Origin of the sequence: Acinetobacter rudis (genome assembly GCF_031157835.1) — a bacterium.
In the GTDB taxonomy this organism is placed as follows: domain Bacteria; phylum Pseudomonadota; class Gammaproteobacteria; order Pseudomonadales; family Moraxellaceae; genus Acinetobacter; species Acinetobacter rudis_A.
This window is the reverse complement of record NZ_JAVIDR010000002.1, coordinates 74,244-94,379: the sequence shown is the minus strand read 5'-3', so window position 1 is coordinate 94,379 and position 20,136 is coordinate 74,244. Positions and strand designations below refer to the sequence as shown.

Genomic DNA, 20,136 nt, shown 5'->3' with positions numbered 1-20,136 from the left:
CCAAGGCAATATCCTTATATTATCGCTAGGGTAAACAGGTGTTGATTAAGTTGATAAATCGAAAAATGTCAAGAGGTATATATGATCTTAGACTACAACCATGATCTAAATCCGCATCAAGCGTATCGAATAAAAAAACTAAAACGCCAACTTAACCAGGCCCAAAGCTATACCGAATGGAAGTCAATTGCCCTGAAGCTGGATGAAGAATCAGGGGCTCAAGAATGGAAATACGATAATAGCTCACCTTATTTTGATACTGAGATTATTTCCCATCGTTTAAATATGTTGCGACGTTATCGCAGCCAAGCGCGTATTGCTGATCTCATCTATATTCTGCGTGAGGGCTTTAGTTATGATATTGGCAATATTGGCCATCCAATGTTATACGGCTCTACTTATATTGGTACAAAAAAAATTATTGAGGATTATATTGACGAAGTTAGTAACGCTTTGTTATTTATCGCTTCTGCTGCCTGTGAAAGTTTGAGTTTGCAAGAGAAACTAAACTTTTTTCACAATTGTAGTAAGGCTTATGGCCAACCTGCGATTATGTTTTCAGGTGGGGCAACCTTAGGGCTATTTCATACAGGTGTATGTAAGGCACTATTAGAGCAGGATCTTTTACCGAAGGTATTATCGGGTTCAAGTGCTGGTGCGATTATGACTGCAATGTTAGGGACAAGGGCACCAGAAGATATTCATGCGACACTCAAAGGTGATTACTTTTATACTGAAGCTTTTAAGTTCCGCTCACTGCGTGACATCCTCAAGGGGAATGGAGGGATATCGGATGTACGTTATTTAAAGAAATTTTTAATTGAAAATCTTGGGGATGTAACTTTTGAGGAAGCCTATCAGCGCTCTGGTTTAGATATCAATATTACCGTTGCACCTTATGACGCCTCTCTTGAGGGCGGGCGCATTATGAATAAATATACAGCTCCAGATCTATTGGTATGGAGTGCAGTATTGGCTTCTTGTGCAGTGCCTATATTATTCCCACCAGTTCGTTTAACCAGTAAACGTTATGATGGTCTACACACACCTTATATGGCAAATACGCGTTGGGTCGATGGCAGTGTACAAAATGACTTTCCACAAGAACGTATGGGTAAATTATATAACTTGAATTATACCATTGCTTGTCAGGTCAATCCCCATATCGTGCCTTTTATGCAGACTGATGAAGAGCGCTATCGTAAAGATTTATTAAGCTGGCCAGAGCGTATTATTCGTAAACAAGGGAAGAGTATTGCAATGAGTGCAATGGATTTTAGCCGCAGTAGGATGGCTAGATTACCTTCGTTACGACGTATGCTTGATCAGGGGTATGGCATTATTGACCAACGCTATTATGGTGATGTTAATATTATTGGTCAGTTTAACTTAAAACATTATATGTATATGTTACAAAACCCTAGACCAAGTTTATTTAATACATTGCAGCGTGAGGGAGAACAAGCAACTTGGCCTAAAATTTCAAGTATTGAAACTCATGCACGTATTGGTAAAACCATAGAACACTGTTTGGCCGACCTAAATGCAAAGCAGCGAGAACATACTGAAATGCAAGTTAGTAATGTTTAGTGGAGCTCTAGGACTGCAAAGTTCTGGTCGATGTATTCGTTCTGATGCACAGCGAGGTCGAGGGTTGTACTACGTTGAGCATCAGCAGGAAGCTTATTGGCTGAAGTTACAGCAATCTATTGGTGATTTGCAAAGTGAAACTGCTTTTTTGCATGAATTGGCTTTTTATCAAAAGATGCAGCAGGCAGTTGATCTACACCATAAGTTAATCGAGCGTGATAAATTATCTGTATGTTTGCCGTTTGACATATTAGACGTTGCATCAATAAATGACGCTCCAGCAAATAGTATTTCACAAGTTTTATGTATTCGAGATAGCCAAACGCTATTTTCGACCTCTGAGGATCTTAGTTTATCCGATCAAATTCATCGCTTAATTCTGAGTTTAACAGTATTAGAGCGGTTGTATGGCTGTGGTTATTTACATGGCGATCTTAAAAACACGCATTTTCGTTTGCATCAAAATCAGTGTTATTTGATTGATTTTGAGCAGAGTGTAAACATTGATGCGGCACGGGCAGTGGAGCAAACAGCAACTCCACGTTATATGGCTCCTGAGCTTTTTCATGCGCAACCGAAAAGTGTGCAATCGGATATTTATGCTCTTGGTGTGATTTGGTTGCAGTGGCTCAATCAACAGCGTTGGTTTAATCGAAGTTATTTAGATTGGGCATACTGGCATTGTCAACAACTTGAGGTTGAACTGGTTGATCGTTTTAGCATGTTAAAACCTATACTCATGCGTATGTTGGCGAAAAAGAAGTCAAATCGTTATGCGGCTATTGAGGAAATTAAATTGGATTTGGCACGAATTGTTTGAAAAATATATGAAAATCACAATATTGTTTTATATTTAAACAAACAAGAAGCTTTTTTATCAAAAAAGCTTGTCAGCTCTGAGCGATCTCTATAATATACACAGCCATCGGGGGCGTGGCGAAATTGGTAGACGCACTGGATTTAGGTTCCAGCGCCGCAAGGTGTAAGAGTTCGAGTCTCTTCGCCCCCACCACTTATCTTTATACTGTGTTATATCAGTGTGTTGATAAGTCGATTAGAGGATTGGTGTAATGGTAGCATGACGGTCTCCAAAACCGTTCGTCAAGGTTCGAATCCTTGATCCTCTGCCAGATTTAAGTTGTTAAGAACCAAATATATAATTTTTTATATTGGGGGCGTGGCGAAATTGGTAGACGCACTGGATTTAGGTTCCAGCGCCGCAAGGTGTAAGAGTTCGAGTCTCTTCGCCCCCACCATTTTTACAGGACAAGATCTCTATCTTGTCCTTTTTTTTATCTATTATTTTTTTACTAGCTAAGATTGGTGCAACATTTATATGAAAAAGGCACTACATTGCTGTAGTGCCTAAAAATAAAAAAATAACTCAATGATGAAGATTACATGGTTGTTTAATTTCTAATGTTACAAGTTCAATCTAAAAACAATTGAATATATTGAATAAGGTTTATGTTGAAATCTTAAGCCTTAAGATGATCTTCAAACTCCTCACCTAACTGTACTGCCAAAGAATTACCCGCTAGGTCACAGGTCACTAGACCATATTCTTTTTTAAAGCTAAATGTAAATCCTTTGTTATCAGCTAGGTTTTTCACTGAATATCCAAGTTTTTCCAACCAAATTCTAAATGCAATTAAATTCTTTGCTTTAACAACTTTTTTCATCCTAAATCTCCTTCAAGCTTGCATGGGAAATTAATAAGGGTTAATGACAAATTTTTAAAGGGCTAATGATGCTTATCATACGCTTAAATGCTCAAAATACATCAAGACACTGATCTTGAAAAAACTGACAAAGATTAGAAATAATGAATATAATTCGAATGTTATTTTTTAAAAATATTAATTATCAATAGGTTAGGGTTTCGGTGCTCGGGGTAGTCGTGTTAATAATGCCAATAAAAATAACTGATTTTTTATCATTTTATTTTGTTGATTTTATTATTGAAGTTGTAAAAAAAAATGTCAGTGTAAGTTGTAAGTAACAAAATAATGGCATGAAAGATCTTGATAAGGTTTCATAAATAAAAACAAGCAAGTTTTAGAGTGAAAATTATGACTGTACTGCTAATGGCAGTACAGTCATAATTTGAATACTGTTGTTTGGGATTTTGTCGACAAAAATTAAAAATTATCCTTAAGCTGTCGGAGCTTAGTAAAGGCAGCTAAGTCTTCGGCTCTTAAAAAAGGATTTGTTGCTAATTCCAATTCAATGTTGCTGGGTAAGGTGATTTCAGAATATTTTCGTTGTTCACGTACTTTATTTAGTCTTTGTTGTAGAGCGAGGTTATCAGGCTCTACGGTAATCGCAAATTCAGCATTAGAAAGCGTATATTCATGAGTACAATAAACTTGAGTTTGGATGGGTAGGGCAGCCAAACGATTTAAGCTATGGAACATTTGTTCAGCACTGCCTTCAAAAAGCCGACCACAACCCATTGCGAAAAGTGTATCGCCACTAAATAGACTTTGTAAGGATTCAATAAAATAGACAATATGGCCAAGTGTATGGCCTGGGACAGCAATGATATCAACACAAAGATCATGAAAATAAAATTGATTTTGGTCATCGAGAGGATGATCAATAAAGGGGATTTTGCTGAGTTCGGCACGAGGACCATAAACTGCAATATGTTGTTCTGCGATTAAAGGCATCACACCACCAATATGATCTTTATGCCAGTGTGTTAACCAAATTTGTTTGAGTGTTAGTTGGTGTTCATGACAAAACTGTTGTACCAAGTTGGCTTCAGTTGGATCGATTACAATGACTTCACGGCTCGCTTGGTGCTCAATTAGCCAAATATAATTTTGTAATGCATTTTTAACATCAATGACATGAATTTTATAGGCCATACAGATCTTCCTTGTGAGACAAACGACATTATCTAAGAACAATGTCAATAATGGATTAAATCTAATGTAATCTTGTATATACAACTATGACAAACATAGACTAAACTCAGTATAGCACCAAGACGAATTGAGTTTGAGCATGTCAACCGAATTAAACCTAGATGATTTTGATTTATCAAATAATGATGAACCGTTACCAATTTATGCCCGTGTAAAAAAACAAATTCAGCAACGAATTAATGATGGGAGTTGGAAAAGCAATGACAAAATTCCATCTGAGAGTGATTTTGTCAAACATCTAGGTTGTAGTCGTATGACGATTAATCGGGCATTACGTGAATTAACCCAAGAGGGTTTATTACTCCGTATTCAAGGAGTAGGCTCTTTTGTGGCTGAAGGTCAACGGCATAGTGCTTTGTTTCAAATTAATAATATTGCTGATGAGATTGTGGCGCGGAATCATGTGCATCGTGCTGAAATCTTGATTTTAGAAAAAATAAAGGCAAATGCAGAACAGAGTATGCTAATGCAAAAAAGAATTGGAGATGCACTCTTCCATTCTGTGATCTTACATTTTGAAAATGAAGTACCCGTACAAATAGAAGATCGATTGGTGAATGCAGCTTTGTTGCCTGATTATATAAATCAGGATTTTCATGTGGTTACACCTAATGCTTACTTAATGTCTAATGCACCAATGAGTGAGGGTGAACATGTGGTAGAGGCTGTTTTAGCAACACCAGAACAGTGTCGATGGTTAAAGATTAATAAGTCGGAACCGTGTTTACAGATTCGACGTAGAACTTGGTCAAATAAACAATTAATTTCCAGTGCACGCCTTGTTTATCCAGGGAGTCGTTATAGTTTAGAGGGTAGATTTGTCTCATGATACAAGTACTGACATCAGCCGATTATCGGCAAATGCCATGGAAAAATGGTTTAGGTACAACCATTGAATTAGCTCGTGACTCTGGTCAAGACTTACAGCATTTTTTCTGGCGTATTTCTATGGCAGATGTCAGTAATGACGGGGCATTTTCAATATTTCCAGCAAAACAACGTTTATTAAGTATTCTTGATGGTCAGGGTCTCAGTTTGGACTTGCAGGATTCTGGAAAACAGCAGATTGTGAGTGGAAATGATGTGTTTAGCTTTTCTGGTGATGAAAAAATAGACTCAAAGTTAATAGCCGGTCCAATTCGTGATTTTAATTTGATTTATAATCCAGCTCATTTTAGTGCACATATGCGAATGTTTAGGGATGAATCTATTGAGATTAATAGCTGTGCAGATATTGTTTTTATCTATAACCATAGACAAAAAATAAGCATTGAAATTAATCAACAATGTTATGTATTAAATGCTGGGGCAAGCTTGAAAATTGAAGAAAATAACTCAATGAAGCACATTAAAATTTTAGAAAATCCTCTTTTTTATGGTGTAATTGTTGAATTAAATTTTAAATAATTGCCGAGATTACATGAAAAATAACGTGTAAATTTAACTTATTTTAAAAAATATAAATATAAAAAACAAAGCTATACCATCTATTCAAATTTTTTTTAAATTAGCATCTTCACAAGTGCTTATTTTGCTGTGTATTATGTACTTGTATAGATAAGTAAATACATATCCATGTATGTTTATTAGGATGGGCTTTAAAGACCTAACTGTTCAATAAGGAGCTTTGACAGTGTCAACGGAAATTACAAAATATAGAGATGTAGAAATTCGAGCACCACGTGGTACAACACTGAATGCTAAAAGTTGGTTAACTGAAGCACCTCTGCGTATGCTGATGAATAATCTAGATCCTGATGTTGCAGAAAACCCAAAAGAACTTGTTGTGTATGGCGGTATTGGTCGTGCAGCACGTAATTGGGAGTGCTATGACAAAATCATTGAAACACTAAAAAATCTAGAGAATGATGAAACATTGTTGGTGCAATCAGGTAAACCTGTTGGTGTGTTTAAGACACATGTTGATGCACCAAGAGTTCTCTTGGCTAATTCTAATTTGGTTCCACATTGGGCGACATGGGAACATTTTAATGAGTTAGATGCCAAAGGTTTGGCTATGTATGGTCAAATGACTGCAGGCTCATGGATTTATATTGGTAGCCAAGGCATTGTGCAAGGCACATATGAAACCTTTGTTGAAGCAGGTCGACAACACTTTAACGGCGATTTAACCGGTCGTTGGGTCTTAACTGCTGGTCTAGGTGGAATGGGAGGCGCACAGCCTTTGGCTGCAACTTTGGCTGGTGCATGTTCATTGAATATTGAGTGCCAACAAAGCAGTATTGATTTCCGTTTACGTACGCGTTATGTCGATGAACAAGCAGCTGATCTTGATGATGCTTTAGCACGAATTAAACGCTATACAGCTGAAGGTAAGGCAATTTCTATTGCATTACATGGAAATGCTGCTGAAATCTTACCTGAATTGGTACGTCGTGGTGTGCGTCCAGATATGGTGACCGATCAAACCAGCGCACATGATCCTTTGAATGGTTATTTGCCAATAGGTTGGACTTGGGAAGAATACCGCCTACGCGCAAAAACTGAGCCTGAAGTTGTGGTAAAAGCAGCTAAACAATCTATGGCTCAACATGTTCAGGCGATGCTAGATTTCCAAAAAATGGGTATCGCAACATTTGACTATGGTAATAACATTCGTCAGATGGCTAAAGAGCAAGGCGTAGAAAATGCCTTTGATTTCCCTGGTTTTGTACCAGCGTATATCCGTCCATTGTTCTGCCGTGGCATTGGCCCATTCCGTTGGGTCGCATTGTCTGGTGATCCAGAAGATATTTATCGTACAGATGCGAAAGTTAAAGAGTTGATTCCTGATGATGCACATTTGCATCGTTGGTTAGATATGGCACGTGAACGTATTAGTTTTCAGGGTCTACCTGCACGAATTTGTTGGGTTGGATTGGGCTTACGTGCCAAGTTAGGTTTAGCATTTAACGAAATGGTTCGTAGCGGTGAAGTTTCTGCACCAATCGTGATTGGACGAGATCATTTAGATTCTGGTTCAGTGTCAAGTCCTAACCGTGAAACTGAAGCAATGCAAGATGGTTCAGATGCAGTATCTGATTGGCCTTTGCTAAATGCTTTGTTGAACACAGCAGGTGGAGCAACTTGGGTATCTTTACATCACGGTGGTGGTGTTGGTATGGGCTTTTCGCAGCATTCAGGTGTAGTAATTGTATGTGATGGTACAGATGAAGCAGCAGCACGTATTGCACGTGTATTAACCAATGATCCAGCAACAGGTGTTATGCGCCATGCAGATGCTGGATATGACATTGCTGTACAATGTGCCAAGGAACAAGGCTTAAATCTTCCAATGATTACTGGTTAATCAGTCAATACAAGCTAAAAATATACCTAAACAATAGTGATCGGATTCACTGTTGTTTAGGTGAAAAATAATTTAAATACATTTGGAAATTAAAATGAATATACATCTACACCCAGGACAATTGAAACTCGCTGATCTGCGTGCAGCATATTTAAATCCTATCAAAGTTAGTCTTGATGCAAGTGCACATGCGGCAATAGAGGCAAGTGTTGGCTGTGTAAATACCATCATTGCTGAAGGGCGTACGGCATATGGTATTAATACTGGTTTTGGTTTGTTAGCTTCAACAAAAATTGCTAATGAAGATTTAGAAAAATTGCAACGCTCTTTAGTCCTATCACATGCTGCTGGGGTAGGTGAAGCACTAGATGACAATATGGTGCGTTTAATCATGTTGCTTAAAGCAAATAGCTTGGCACGTGGTTTCTCTGGTATTCGTTTAAAAGTCATTGAAGCGATTTTGGCTTTAATTAATGCTGAAGTTTATCCGCATATTCCGTTAAAAGGTTCTGTAGGAGCTTCAGGAGATTTAGCACCTTTAGCTCATATGTCACTCGTTTTATTGGGTGAGAGTAAAGCTCGTTATCAGGGACAGTGGTTGCCTGCTGTAGAAGCATTAAAAATTGCAGGACTTGAACCTATTTCTTTGGCTGCAAAAGAAGGCTTGGCACTTTTAAATGGTACTCAAGTTTCAACGGCTTATGCTTTGCGTGGATTGTTTGAAGCTGAAGATTTGTTTGCTGCTGCAACTGTTTGTGGTGGTTTAAGTGTAGAGGCAATGTTAGGTTCTCGTGCACCATTTGATGCACGTGTACATGCAGTACGTGGTCAAAAGGGACAAATTGATGTAGCAGCGGCTTATCGTGATTTGTTAACTGATGGTAGTGAGGTTGCTGCATCTCATAAAGATTGCTCAAAAGTACAAGATCCATACTCTTTACGTTGCCAACCGCAAGTGATGGGTGCCTGCCTCACTCAAATTCGTCAAGCTGCTGAAGTACTGGCGATTGAGTCAAATGCAGTCTCTGATAATCCATTGGTATTTGCATTAGAAGGTGATGTGATATCGGGCGGTAACTTCCATGCTGAACCAGTTGCAATGGCTGCAGATAATCTTGCATTAGCTATTGCTGAAATAGGTTCATTGTCTGAACGCCGTATCTCTATGATGATGGATCGACATATGTCACAATTGCCGCCTTTTTTAGTTGCTAATGGTGGGGTGAATTCTGGATTCATGATTGCTCAGGTGACTGCAGCTGCTTTGGCAAGTGATAACAAAGCACTCGCACATCCAGCAAGCGTGGACAGTTTACCAACATCTGCAAACCAAGAAGACCATGTATCAATGGCGCCAAATGCAGGCAAGCGATTGTGGGAAATGGCTGAAAATACTCGAGGTGTGTTGGCTGTTGAGTGGTTAGGTGCTTGTCAGGGACTTGATTTTCGCGAAGGTTTAAAAAGTTCGCCAAAACTTGAACAAGCAAGAACAATTTTAAGAAAACAAGTTCCTTACTACAGTGAAGATCGTTTTTTTGCTCCAGATATTGAACAAGCAAGTGAATTACTTGCAAGTGGTTGCCTAAATACGCTGATCATTGGTGATTTATTGCCAAGTATTTAGTCATTCATGACGTTGTCTAGGGAGCAGTATTAAACATCAAAACTTCAAGGATTGGAGATGACATGTCAAATAATTCTAAGTTAGCGCGTGGATTGAACACGCGCCATATTCGATTCCTTGCTTTGGGATCTGCAATAGGAACAGGCTTATTTTACGGTTCTGCGGCTGCAATACAGATGGCTGGGCCATCTGTATTGTTGGCGTATATTATTGCAGGAATTGCAATTTATATTGTGATGCGAGCATTGGGTGAAATGGCAGTAAAGGATCCTGTTTCAGGATCATTTAGTTACTATGCAACAAAATATATAGGGCCATTGGCTGGATTTACCACAGGATGGACCTATGTCTTAGAAATGATCATTGTTGCTTTAGCAGATGTGACCGCATTTAGTATATACATGGGATTTTGGTATCCAGATGTACCAAGGTGGATTTGGATTTTATCCTTAATCATGTTCTTGGGTGCAATTAATCTTATACACGTCAAAGTGTTTGGTGAGCTGGAGTTTTGGCTTTCCATTATTAAAGTGACTGCGATTGTCGCGATGATCTTAGGTGGTTTGGTGCTGATGTCTTATGGCTTTCAAGTCGACCATCATACTGTGGTTACAGGTGTTCAAAACTTATGGATTCATGATGGTTTTATGCCACATGGGATTATGGGATTTATTGCATGTTTTACCGTAGTGGTATTTGCTTTTGGTGGTATTGAGATTATTGGTATTACAGCTGGTGAATCGGAAGATCCTAAAACATCGATTCCAAAAGCAATTAATGCTGTACCTGTGCGTATTTTACTTTTTTACGTACTCACTATTTTTGTGCTCATGTCGATTTTCCCGTGGAATCAAATTGGTAACCAAGGTAGCCCATTCGTACAAATTTTCAAGAATTTAGGGATTGAGTCTGCGGCAACAATTTTAAATATAGTGGTGATTACTGCTGCTATATCTGCGATTAACAGTGATGTTTTTGGTGCGGGTCGAATGCTTTATGGTATGGCAAGCACAGGTCAAGCACCTAGAATATTCCAAAAAGTATCTAAAAATGGTGTGCCTTGGATGACAGTCGTCATGATGGTTGCAGTATTACTTATTGGTGTAGTGCTTAATTATCTCATGCCTGAAGATATCTTCTTATTGATTGCTGCAATTGCTACTTTCGCTACGGTGTGGGTGTGGTTGATGATCTTGGTTTCACAAGTATTTATGCGCCGTAATATGACCGCTGAGAGTGTAAAACAGCTTGGTTTCCCAATTTTCGGTTGGCCTTATGCACCTGCACTTGCAATTATGTTTATGTTGGCAGTATTGGGTATGATGGCTTATTTTCCTGATTCTAGACCTGCAATTTATGTCGGTTTTGGTTGGTTGATGTTACTCAGCATCGCCTATACGATTTGGATGAAGCCTAAATTACAAAGCAGTACTTCAACAGCAAAAAATGTAGAACCTGAGTTTAAACCTTAGATTCTACTTGAGTAGATGAGTTACATTGCAAATAGAAAACATTTAGAAGCAGTAGGGTTATTTATATTGCAGTGTTACTCATCATCTTAAAACAAATAAAAACTTTGGTGATGGAGTGAGTGATGAAAAAATATTGGCACAATTGCCATATAGCAACCATGCAGAATGGTCGTTATTCAATCATTGAAAATGCTGGCTTAATTACTGAAGCAGAAGATATTGTTTGGATTGGCCCTGCCACCGATGCCGAAGCTCAGCTCAATTCTACATCCTTTCAATCTATTGATATGAATGGCGCTTGGTTAACACCAGGTTTAATTGATTGTCATACACATAGCGTTTTTGCTGGTAACCGTAGTATTGAGTTTGAACAACGGTTACAAGGGATGTCCTATGCGGATATAGCAGCGCAAGGTGGGGGCATCATGAGCACTGTGCGCGCAACGCGAATGGCCAGTGAGCAAGAATTATTGGCTGAGGCAGAACAAAGAATTGAACAATTGCGTTTAGAGGGTGTAACCAGTATTGAGATTAAATCAGGTTATGGTCTAGATTATTTATCTGAACGAAAAATGCTACGTGTTATTCGCCAACTCGCTCAAAAACTCCCGCTAACAGTTAAAAGTACTTGTTTAGCTGCACATGCACTTCCACCTGAATATACAGGACGAAGTGATGATTATATTGATTACATCTGCACAGAGATGTTGCCTAAATTACATGAAGAACAATTAGTTGATGCTGTAGATGCATTTTGTGAGCATTTGGCTTTTCAGCCAGCGCAAGTTGAACGTTTATTTCGAACAGCGAAAGCACTTGGTTTAAATGTGAAATTGCATGCTGAACAATTATCTTCCCTTGGTGGATCTCGTTTAGCAGCAGAATATCAAGCTTTGTCGGCAGATCATTTGGAATATATGACTGAAGATGATGTTAAGGCAATGGCGCAATCGGGCACTGTCGCGGTGTTATTACCTGGTGCATTTTATTTGCTACGTGAAAAACAGTATCCACCTATTCAAAGTTTACAGCAGCACGGTGTTGCGATTGCTTTGTCAACAGACCTTAACCCTGGTACTTCTCCAGTATTATCACTGCGTTTAGTTATGAATATGGGATGTACATTATTTTCACTTACACCTGAACAAGCTTTGGCTGGGGTGACTTTATATGCTGCGCGAGCACTAGGTCTTGAAGCACAGTGTGGAAGCCTAGAAGTTGGGAAAAAAGCAGATTTTGTCGCATGGCAAATTCAACATCCTGCGGAAATCAGCTATTGGTTAGGTGGGGATTTATCTAAAAGAGTGATTCGACATGGTCAAGAAGTACATTTTTAAAAGACCAAATGATTGATTGCTTGTGCGTATGTTTTAGATACAGACGATATAAAAATAGTGGACATAAATATGCAACAAAAATTTAAATGGCAAGGACGGCATGATGGAGAAGGCGCAGCACATAAGCGAATTCATCATATTATGAATCATACGATACAGCCTGAATACGTTTTATTAGGCTTTGCTTCCGATGAGGGGGTTAAGCGTAATCATGGACGCGTGGGTGCGGTAGCAGGTCCACAGGCGATTCGTCAGCAACTATGTAACTTACCAGTACATGAGCCGTTGAACATTGCCGATTTGGGTGACATTGTTTGTCAAGGTGAGCAGTTAGAGCGAGCACAAGATGAATTATCTAGTGTGTTGACACAAAACTTAGCTAAAGGACATAAGCCTATAGTGTTGGGAGGTGGACATGAGGTTGCCTTTGCAAGCTTTAAAGGTTTATTTGATTACAATCAACAATACCATCCAGAGCGTAGGATCGGCATTATTAATTTTGATGCGCATTTTGATCTTAGGCAAGATCCGATTGCTAGTTCAGGTACGCCATTTTTTCAGGCGGCACAATTAAGCCAACAATCTGGTCAAGATTTTAATTATTTGTGTCTTGGTGTCGCTCAACATTCGAATACCAAAAAACTGTTTGATACAGCAGAGACATTGCATTGTCAGTATGTATATGACTATGAATTTACAGATGCAAAAAAAATGCAAATTCAGACGAAAGTAAAACAGTTTATTACAGAAATTGATGATCTATATGTCACGATTGATCTCGATGTTTTTAGTGCTCATATTGCTCCTGGGGTAAGTGCACCAGCAGTAAAGGGTATTGATTTAACACATTTTGAGTGGATTTTTCAGCAGATTGTACATAGTTCGAAAGTTCGTTTACTTGATTTTGCTGAATGTAATCCATCTTTTGATGTCGATAATAAAACTGCGCGATTAGCCGCGTATATTATTTATCAATATTTGTTTATAAATCAGAAGCCTATATAGGTTAAGTTAAAAGCTGTGTAAAGGACGGTAAAATATGGATCTTTCGTATGGCAATGACAATCATGGTGCTTGGCAGACATACCTTGCTCAAATTGATCGTGTTGCCCCTTATTTGACGCATTTGTCAGATTATATTAATACATTGAAACGACCAAAACGTTGTTTGATTGTTGATGTTCCAATTGTAATGGACGATGGAACAATCCAACATTTTGAAGGTTACCGCGTGCAACATAACTTATCACGTGGCCCAGGTAAGGGTGGTATTCGATATCATCCTGATGTTGATTTAAATGAAGTAATGGCATTATCGGCTTGGATGACCATTAAATCAGCAGTTGTTAATTTACCTTTTGGTGGGGCAAAGGGTGGAGTGCGTGTAGACCCAAGTAAGTTGTCTAAACGTGAACTTGAGCGCTTAACTCGCCGTTTTACCGCGGAAATTAGTCCCGTTATTGGGCCTCAAAAAGATATTCCTGCACCAGATGTTGGAACTAACGGTAGCATTATGGGCTGGATGATGGATACTTATTCATCCTCTGTAGGCTATACGGTTACAGGTGTTGTTACAGGGAAGCCAATTCATCTTGGCGGTTCACTAGGTCGAGTGAAGGCAACTGGGCGAGGGGTATTTATTACTGGACGTCACATTGCTAACCGTATTCAATTGCCAATTCAAGGTGCTAAAATTGCAGTACAAGGATTTGGTAATGTAGGTAGTGAGGCTGCATTACTCTTTGCAGAAGCTGGAGCCAAAGTGACTTGGGTACAAGATCACAGCGGTACAATATTTAATGAAAACGGTTTGGATTTAAATAAATTAGTTCAGCATGTAGCAGAGCATCGTGGCGTTAAAGGCTTTAGTGATGCACAAGAAGCAGCTGATGAGGATTTCTGGGATGCGGCTGTTGAAATTATTATTCCTGCTGCTTTAGAAGGTCAGATTACAGTTGAACGTGCACGTCGTCTAAATGCAAAAATGATTTTGGAAGGTGCCAATGGTCCAACCTATCCAGAAGCAGATGATGTCATGGTTGAGCGTGGTATTGTTGTTGTCCCCGATGTGATTTGTAATGCTGGTGGTGTAACTGTTAGTTACTTTGAATGGGTACAAGACATGGCCAGTTATTTCTGGACTGAAGAAGAAATTAATCAACGTCTTGATAAATTACTCATTCAAGCCATAGATGATGTATGGAATAGTGCTGAGCAACATCAGTGCACATTGCGAACAGCAGCATATATATTGGCTTGTGAGCGAATCTTAAAAGCACGTCAGGAACGAGGTATATATCCTGGTTAAATAATAGAACAAACAAAGCATATTTTTCAATTTCCAAGACCTTCCTTAATTAAAAGGAAGGTTTTTTTTGTTTTATGAATGAAGAATAACTATTAATCCTTATCTTTTTTATTATTTATTAAATTTAAATAATTTTATTAAAAACCTAACTTATATCACATGTTTTATTTAAAAAATAAATTTTTTATTATAGTTTTACGGTTTTATTTTAGTTTAATTGATGAATTTTTAAAATACAATTATGTAGTCTATATAAGTTTAACAATCAAATAATAAAAGATATTTTGAGTTTTTTATCTTCTAACATATTGAAATAAATAATCTTTTTAAATTTTAGTGAAAATTATTTTTCTTAGTTAAATTAATTGATGAATTATTGAATATAATTATAATTAATATATTAATAACATGTATACTGCTGCGCTATAAGTGTAAGTATAGTTTTGAGATTCTACGTGCTTGGTTATCACTACTCATTTTTAAATAAAAGATTAAGTGTTTATATTCTTTTGTTGGTTTTACATCCTGCCACTGTTTTTGCTCGTCAAGAGGCAGAACAGACTAGCCCTGTTGTACAAAATAATGATTTATCTTCTTCTCAATTATCAGGAGTTGGTGCTTCTTTAAAAAATGGGTTGAGTCAAATTAATCGTCTTTTTGTACCACAGACGAATGATGAATTTAAGTCGATTTATTTAAATCGACTGGCTAAATATGAATATGATCAAACTCAGTTAGATCAATTGCCCACAGTTGTTTATCAACCCAATCGTAATGTGACTCAGCAGGGTTACCAAGCACAATATACACAACAATCAGCTTTTGAGAGTTTGGACTTTTATGGTGCAATTCAGCGTGCAGTTAGCCGCCATCCACAGATTAGCCAAAGTGTGGCAAATTTATCAGCACAAAATGCCAATATAGATGTAGCAAAGTCCAATTATTACCCACAACTTTCGGGTGGAATCTCAACTGGTGATATGGGGCATGGTGAAGGTGGACGTCAACTTATTAGCCTTAATGCAACCCAAATGTTATATGACTTTGGTAAAACCAAAAGCCTCGTGAGTGAGCAGCAGGCAAAACTGTTGGTTAATCAAGCAAATGTGCTTATGAATATTGATGATATTGCCAGTCAAACTGCTGATGCCATTGTGAATATCAATCGTTATCAAGTTTTATGTCAAATTGCTCAAGATCAAATAGCGGGTATTGCGCGGATTGCTGAAATTGCAGATTTACGGGCTAAGGCGGGGATTAGTAGCCAAGCCGATCCAGTTCAAGCGCAATCATATTTACAGGCTGCACGCTCTAGTTTGATTTCTCAGCAAGCTCAGCTTTCTATTTATCAAGAAAAATTAAGAACATTATTAAATTTTGATCCACGTGGGACAGTTTGGGCACTCCCAACAGCATTATTGCAAAACTCTAAGGTTTATGAAGAAACTGAGTTTAGCCGAGTGCCTAAAATGATGGCCGCTCAGGCCGAAATTGAAGTTGCTAAATTGCAAAAGCAACAAGTTGACCTGAGTAGTTATCCAACACTAAATGTGAAAGGCTCCTTGAGTCAGGCAGTAAACGGTGTAAACCCAAATAACCGTGAAGATAATGGTATGTATAGTTCTATTATGCTTGAGGCCAACAGTAATTTTTATCAAGGTGGAGCAACAACCTCACGGTCACGTTCGGCAAGTTATGCAGAACAAGCAGCACGGGCTCAAGTCAATGCCATACAACTCGAGGTCCTCAATCAGGTACGCTCAACACGAGATAATATTGAAAATAAAAAAAGGCAAATGGACGTATTGATGCAACAACAGCAAATATCAATGCGTACCAAAGAGCTATATCAAGAACAGTATAAATTGGGTACACGGACCGTGGTTGATCTATTAAATGCTGAACAAAGTATTCATAGCGCAAGTATGCAAATCGAAACCAATCGTTATGACATTTATAGCCATTTAGTACAGTTTATTGCCGTTAGTGGTAATGCACGTGACGTATATCAGCTCAATAAGCTTAATATTCAAGGGGTAGAGATTCAGCCATGAGTAATAACATCAATACCCAGCCGTGGTTACAAGCAGTTTTGATTGTAGCTAAACATTATCGAATAGAGCCCTCTGAGGAGCGAATTCGTTTAGAACTCAATTGGGGTGAGCATCAAACTTTAGATGATGCTTTACATATGATCACTCGTCAGGTGGGGTTAAGCTTAAGAAAAGCAGAGTTTGGTCCTGAATTACTTAATCCTTGGCGTTTACCATTGGTTGTTGGATTTAAAAATGGTCAAGTTGGTGTTATTGACAAGGCTGATGATCAAGGTAATTTGAGTGTACAAATGAGTGGCGATCAGGGGCTAGCACAAAGTTTTAGCGCTGATGATTTATTTGAGCATATTGAAGTTTCTTATATTTTACGTCCTGAAATTTCCGTTGCCGATGCGCGTGTTGATGAATATATCAAGCCGTTTGAAGAGAATTGGTTTTGGAGTATCGTTCTTAAAGATTGGAAGCGTTACTTTGATATTTTATTTGCCTCATTACTGGCAAATATTTTAGCACTTGCAACTATTGTATTCTCAATGAACGTATATGACCGAGTTGTGCCCTCACAGTCTATTCCAACCTTATGGGTTTTGTTTAGTGGTGTGATTTTGGCTGCACTTTTTGAGTTTGTATTACGTCTAGCACGAGCACATATCTCAGATATGATCGGAAAGCGTGCAGACTTGAAAATCTCAGATCGTGTATTTGGCCATGCTTTAAGAATTACCAATCGTGAGCGTTCTAAGTCTACGGGAACTTTTATTTCTCAGATTCGAGAATTAGAAAGCGTTCGAGAAATGGTAACTTCTACAACAATTTCAGCAATTGCGGACTTACCATTCTTCTTTTTATTCTTGGCGATTTTTTGGTTAATAGGCGGTCATTTGTTTTGGGTGATTGTAATCATTGTACCTGTAATGATTTTACCTGGCATTCTTGCTCAAAAACCTTTGGCTAAATTGGCACAAGAGGGAATGCGTGAATCATCAATCCGAAATGCAATTCTGGTTGAAGCTGTGCAGGGTATTGAAGACATAAAGTTATTACGTGCAGAATCTCGTTTTCAAAACCAATGGAATCATATGAATGAGGTTGCGGCAACGATAAGCATGAAACAGCGTAAGATTACGCACTTTATTTCAACATGGACACAGAAAATTCAAGGTTTAACCTTTGCTATTGTTGTTTTAGTTGGGTGTTTTGCCGTAATGGATGGTGAAATGACAACTGGTGCACTCGTTGCTTGCTCTATTTTATCCTCACGTATGCTTGCACCAATTGCAAGTATTTCATCAGTATTAGGGCGCTTACAACAGACAAAAACTGCTAAGCAGGGTTTAGATGAATTGATGCGTAAGCCTGTGGATCAACCTGATCGTGCACAGTTAATTCAACGTGCTGCAGTTAATGGTTTTTATCAGTTTGATAATGTGTCTTTTAAATATAGTGAAGATGATCCAACTCCACGTCTAATGATCCAAAAATTACAGGTTAAACCTGGTGAGCGTATTGCAATATTAGGACGAAATGGGGCAGGGAAATCAACATTATTGCAGCTGATGTCAGGAATGCAACGACCTGATCAGGGGAATCTACTCCTTGATGGTGTGGACTTGCATTTACTTGATCCTGCCGATGTGCGCCGTGATGTAGGCTTGCTAAATCAAAATGCACATTTGTTTTATGGAACAATTCGAGAGAATTTGACCTTAGGTGCACCATTAAGTAGTGATGATGACATTTTAAAAGCATTAAGTATCACCGGTGCTTTAAGTTTTGTACAAGAAAAGAAAGAAGGATTGGAACATATTGTACTTGAGGGAGGGGGCGGCTTTTCTGGAGGTCAACGTCAGGCCTTGTTGCTTACACGTTTATTGCTTTGCCAACCCAATGTATTGTTATTAGATGAACCAACAGCATCTATTGATGATGTTGCTGAAAGACAGTTGATTGATCACTTAAAAACTTGGTTAGGACATCGAACCTTGATTGTTGCTACACATCGTCGTGCTGTTTTGGAATTAGTTGATCGGATTATTGTGGTTAACAATGGCCGCATTGTAATGGATGGACCACGCGATCAAATTTTAAATAACAGTCAAGCCAAACCTGAGAAATCTGCAGTTGGAGCACAAACATGAGTGGTATGGGCAATAAGAGTAAAAATACATTACAACTTAGCCATAAAGAACCACCTTTACCTAAAGCAAGTTATTTAATTTGGATTATTTGTATTGGTTTGGGAGTCTTATTAACTTGGGCTATTTTCTTTGAGTTAGAAGAAGTATCTACTGGTACAGGTAAGGTTGTTCCATCTTCAAAAGATCAGGTTATTCAATCACTTGAGGGTGGTATTTTAACTAAACTCAATGTTAAAGAAGGTGATATGGTAAAAGAGGGGCAAGTTTTGGCTGAACTTGATCCCACCCGTTTTGCTTCAAATGTAGATGAATCAAAATCACTATTACTTTCAGCTCAGGCTACAGCAGCACGTTTACGTGCTGAAGTGAATGGTACAAAATTATCTTTTCCTGATTCAGTACAAGCAGATCCAAAACTAGTACAAGCGGAAACACAGCTCTATCTTTCTCGTCGTGAAAATCTTTCTGCTTCAATTGCTGGTTTAAAGAGAGCACTATCGCTTGTTGAACAAGAATTGAATATGACTGAACCACTGGTAGCGAAAGGTGCTGCAAGTGAGGTTGAGGTATTGCGTTTGAAACGACAAGCCAATGAGCTGCGTAATCAAATGAGTGATATTCAGAATCAGTATTTTGTAAAAGCACGTGAGGAATTAGCTAAAGCGAATACAGATATTGAACAACAAGGTCAGGTGGTAAAAGGTCGTTCTGATGCACTTAACCGAGCAGTATTTAAAGCACCTGTCCGTGGGATTGTGAAAGAAATTGATGTCATGACCATAGGCGGTGTAGTTCCACAAAATGGTAAGTTAATGACAATTGTGCCATTAGAAGATCAACTTTTAATTGAAGCCCGGATTTCTCCACGAGACATTGCATATATTCGACCAAATCAAGAAGCCTTGGTTAAAATCACTGCTTATGACTATTCGATTTATGGTGGTTTAAAAGGCAAAGTAAAAGTGATTTCACCAGATACCATTCGTGATGAGGTTAAACAAGATCAGTTTTATTATCGTGTTTATATTCGTACTGATACTGATAAATTGCAGAATAAAGCAGGTAAGTCTTTCTCTATCACACCAGGTATGGTCGCTACAGTAGATATTAAAACAGGCCAAAAGACTGTTCTTGATTATCTGCTCAAACCATTTAATAAGGCAAATGAAGCACTACGAGAACGTTAATATTTGTTTGGAAATGCTGTGTTTTTTCAAAGCACCTAATTTATGATTGGGTGCTTTTTTGTTTGATGGGTGGCTAATCTGTATGTTTATACGAAGTGGGACTCATTTTTACACTATAAAAATTATAAAATAATTTCATGTTATGTGATTTTAATCACATTATTTTTTAATCTCACACCCTTG

15 protein-coding genes and 3 tRNA genes are annotated in these 20,136 nt (G+C 38.2%); 16 read left to right on the top strand and 2 right to left on the bottom strand.

Features of this window, described 5'->3' with window-relative positions:
- The first annotated feature begins 81 nt into the window (after positions 1 to 81).
- The 5 genes from RFH42_RS02360 (at position 82) to RFH42_RS02340 (ending at position 2,846) form a co-directional block, all read left to right on the top strand.
- Positions 82 to 1,590, top strand: a complete 1,509-nt coding sequence (locus tag RFH42_RS02360; protein ID WP_308973937.1) for a DUF3336 domain-containing protein — start codon at positions 82 to 84, stop codon at positions 1,588 to 1,590.
- Positions 1,583 to 2,410: a protein kinase domain-containing protein gene (locus tag RFH42_RS02355; protein WP_308973935.1), complete on the top strand. Its 828-nt coding sequence runs from the start codon at positions 1,583 to 1,585 to the stop codon at positions 2,408 to 2,410. Before RFH42_RS02360 ends, RFH42_RS02355 begins: the two co-directional genes overlap by 8 nt.
- 107 nt (positions 2,411 to 2,517) lie before the next feature.
- Positions 2,518 to 2,602, top strand: a tRNA-Leu gene (locus RFH42_RS02350).
- A gap of 44 nt (positions 2,603 to 2,646) precedes the next feature.
- Positions 2,647 to 2,720, top strand: a tRNA-Trp gene (locus tag RFH42_RS02345).
- A 41-nt stretch (positions 2,721 to 2,761) separates the two neighbouring features.
- Positions 2,762 to 2,846 (top strand) — tRNA-Leu (locus RFH42_RS02340).
- A 222-nt stretch (positions 2,847 to 3,068) separates the two neighbouring features.
- On the opposite strand, the gene RFH42_RS02335 is transcribed toward RFH42_RS02340, so the two are convergent.
- A complete protein-coding gene (locus RFH42_RS02335) occupies positions 3,069 to 3,272 on the bottom strand; it encodes a hypothetical protein (RefSeq protein WP_308973934.1) in 204 nt (67 codons plus the stop codon).
- Between the two features lie 459 nt (positions 3,273 to 3,731).
- Entirely contained in the window at positions 3,732 to 4,463 is a 732-nt protein-coding gene (gene gloB / locus RFH42_RS02330; protein WP_308973933.1) for a hydroxyacylglutathione hydrolase, read from the bottom strand.
- A 139-nt stretch (positions 4,464 to 4,602) separates the two neighbouring features.
- Here gloB and hutC point away from each other — a divergent pair, with 139 nt between their 5' ends.
- The 11 genes from hutC to RFH42_RS02275 all read left to right on the top strand — a co-directional run bounded on the left by hutC (position 4,603) and on the right by RFH42_RS02275 (position 19,953).
- Positions 4,603 to 5,352 (top strand): histidine utilization repressor, encoded by a 750-nt coding sequence (hutC, locus tag RFH42_RS02325; protein WP_308973932.1) that lies wholly within the window; start codon positions 4,603 to 4,605, stop codon positions 5,350 to 5,352.
- Entirely contained in the window at positions 5,349 to 5,930 is a 582-nt protein-coding gene (locus RFH42_RS02320; RefSeq protein WP_308973931.1) for a HutD/Ves family protein, read from the top strand. The genes hutC and RFH42_RS02320 overlap by 4 nt, the downstream gene beginning before the upstream one ends.
- A gap of 226 nt (positions 5,931 to 6,156) precedes the next feature.
- Positions 6,157 to 7,833 (top strand): urocanate hydratase, encoded by a 1,677-nt coding sequence (gene hutU / locus RFH42_RS02315; protein ID WP_308973930.1) that lies wholly within the window; start codon positions 6,157 to 6,159, stop codon positions 7,831 to 7,833.
- Between the two features lie 94 nt (positions 7,834 to 7,927).
- Complete coding sequence (hutH, locus tag RFH42_RS02310) at positions 7,928 to 9,457, top strand: histidine ammonia-lyase (RefSeq protein WP_308973929.1); 1,530 nt, start codon at positions 7,928 to 7,930, stop codon at positions 9,455 to 9,457.
- 62 nt (positions 9,458 to 9,519) lie between these two features.
- A complete protein-coding gene (locus RFH42_RS02305; RefSeq protein WP_308973928.1) occupies positions 9,520 to 10,929 on the top strand; it encodes an amino acid permease in 1,410 nt (469 codons plus the stop codon).
- Positions 10,930 to 11,051: 122 nt separating this feature from the next.
- Complete coding sequence (hutI, locus tag RFH42_RS02300) at positions 11,052 to 12,266, top strand: imidazolonepropionase (protein WP_308973927.1); 1,215 nt, start codon at positions 11,052 to 11,054, stop codon at positions 12,264 to 12,266.
- Between the two features lie 69 nt (positions 12,267 to 12,335).
- On the top strand, positions 12,336 to 13,271 hold the full coding sequence (gene hutG / locus RFH42_RS02295; RefSeq protein WP_308973926.1) for a formimidoylglutamase: 936 nt from the start codon (positions 12,336 to 12,338) through the stop codon (positions 13,269 to 13,271).
- A 34-nt stretch (positions 13,272 to 13,305) separates the two neighbouring features.
- The gene (locus RFH42_RS02290; RefSeq protein WP_308973925.1) at positions 13,306 to 14,574 is read left to right on the top strand and encodes a Glu/Leu/Phe/Val family dehydrogenase; all 1,269 of its coding nucleotides are present in this window, start codon (positions 13,306 to 13,308) and stop codon (positions 14,572 to 14,574) included.
- A 503-nt stretch (positions 14,575 to 15,077) separates the two neighbouring features.
- The gene (locus tag RFH42_RS02285) at positions 15,078 to 16,628 is read left to right on the top strand and encodes a TolC family protein (protein WP_374990806.1); all 1,551 of its coding nucleotides are present in this window, start codon (positions 15,078 to 15,080) and stop codon (positions 16,626 to 16,628) included.
- Positions 16,625 to 18,766 (top strand): type I secretion system permease/ATPase, encoded by a 2,142-nt coding sequence (locus RFH42_RS02280; RefSeq protein WP_308973923.1) that lies wholly within the window; start codon positions 16,625 to 16,627, stop codon positions 18,764 to 18,766. Before RFH42_RS02285 ends, RFH42_RS02280 begins: the two co-directional genes overlap by 4 nt.
- Positions 18,763 to 19,953, top strand: a complete 1,191-nt coding sequence (locus RFH42_RS02275) for an HlyD family type I secretion periplasmic adaptor subunit (RefSeq protein WP_308973922.1) — start codon at positions 18,763 to 18,765, stop codon at positions 19,951 to 19,953. Before RFH42_RS02280 ends, RFH42_RS02275 begins: the two co-directional genes overlap by 4 nt.
- Positions 19,954 to 20,136 lie beyond the last annotated feature (183 nt).

Bases quoted from the DNA above. Each gene is read 5' to 3' on its own strand.
- hutG (WP_308973926.1), top strand. From the start codon at position 12,336: ATGCAACAAAAATTTAAATGGCAAGGACGGCATGATGGAGAAGGCGCA.
- hutC (WP_308973932.1), top strand. From the start codon at position 4,603: ATGTCAACCGAATTAAACCTAGATGATTTTGATTTATCAAATAATGAT.
- RFH42_RS02355 (WP_308973935.1), top strand. From the start codon at position 1,583: ATGTTTAGTGGAGCTCTAGGACTGCAAAGTTCTGGTCGATGTATTCGT.
- hutI (WP_308973927.1), top strand. From the start codon at position 11,052: ATGAAAAAATATTGGCACAATTGCCATATAGCAACCATGCAGAATGGT.
- RFH42_RS02290 (WP_308973925.1), top strand. From the start codon at position 13,306: ATGGATCTTTCGTATGGCAATGACAATCATGGTGCTTGGCAGACATAC.
- RFH42_RS02275 (WP_308973922.1), top strand. From the start codon at position 18,763: ATGAGTGGTATGGGCAATAAGAGTAAAAATACATTACAACTTAGCCAT.
- RFH42_RS02305 (WP_308973928.1), top strand. From the start codon at position 9,520: ATGTCAAATAATTCTAAGTTAGCGCGTGGATTGAACACGCGCCATATT.
- gloB (WP_308973933.1), bottom strand. From the start codon at position 4,463: ATGGCCTATAAAATTCATGTCATTGATGTTAAAAATGCATTACAAAAT.
- hutH (WP_308973929.1), top strand. From the start codon at position 7,928: ATGAATATACATCTACACCCAGGACAATTGAAACTCGCTGATCTGCGT.
- RFH42_RS02335 (WP_308973934.1), bottom strand. From the start codon at position 3,272: ATGAAAAAAGTTGTTAAAGCAAAGAATTTAATTGCATTTAGAATTTGG.
- RFH42_RS02360 (WP_308973937.1), top strand. From the start codon at position 82: ATGATCTTAGACTACAACCATGATCTAAATCCGCATCAAGCGTATCGA.
- RFH42_RS02280 (WP_308973923.1), top strand. From the start codon at position 16,625: ATGAGTAATAACATCAATACCCAGCCGTGGTTACAAGCAGTTTTGATT.
- RFH42_RS02320 (WP_308973931.1), top strand. From the start codon at position 5,349: ATGATACAAGTACTGACATCAGCCGATTATCGGCAAATGCCATGGAAA.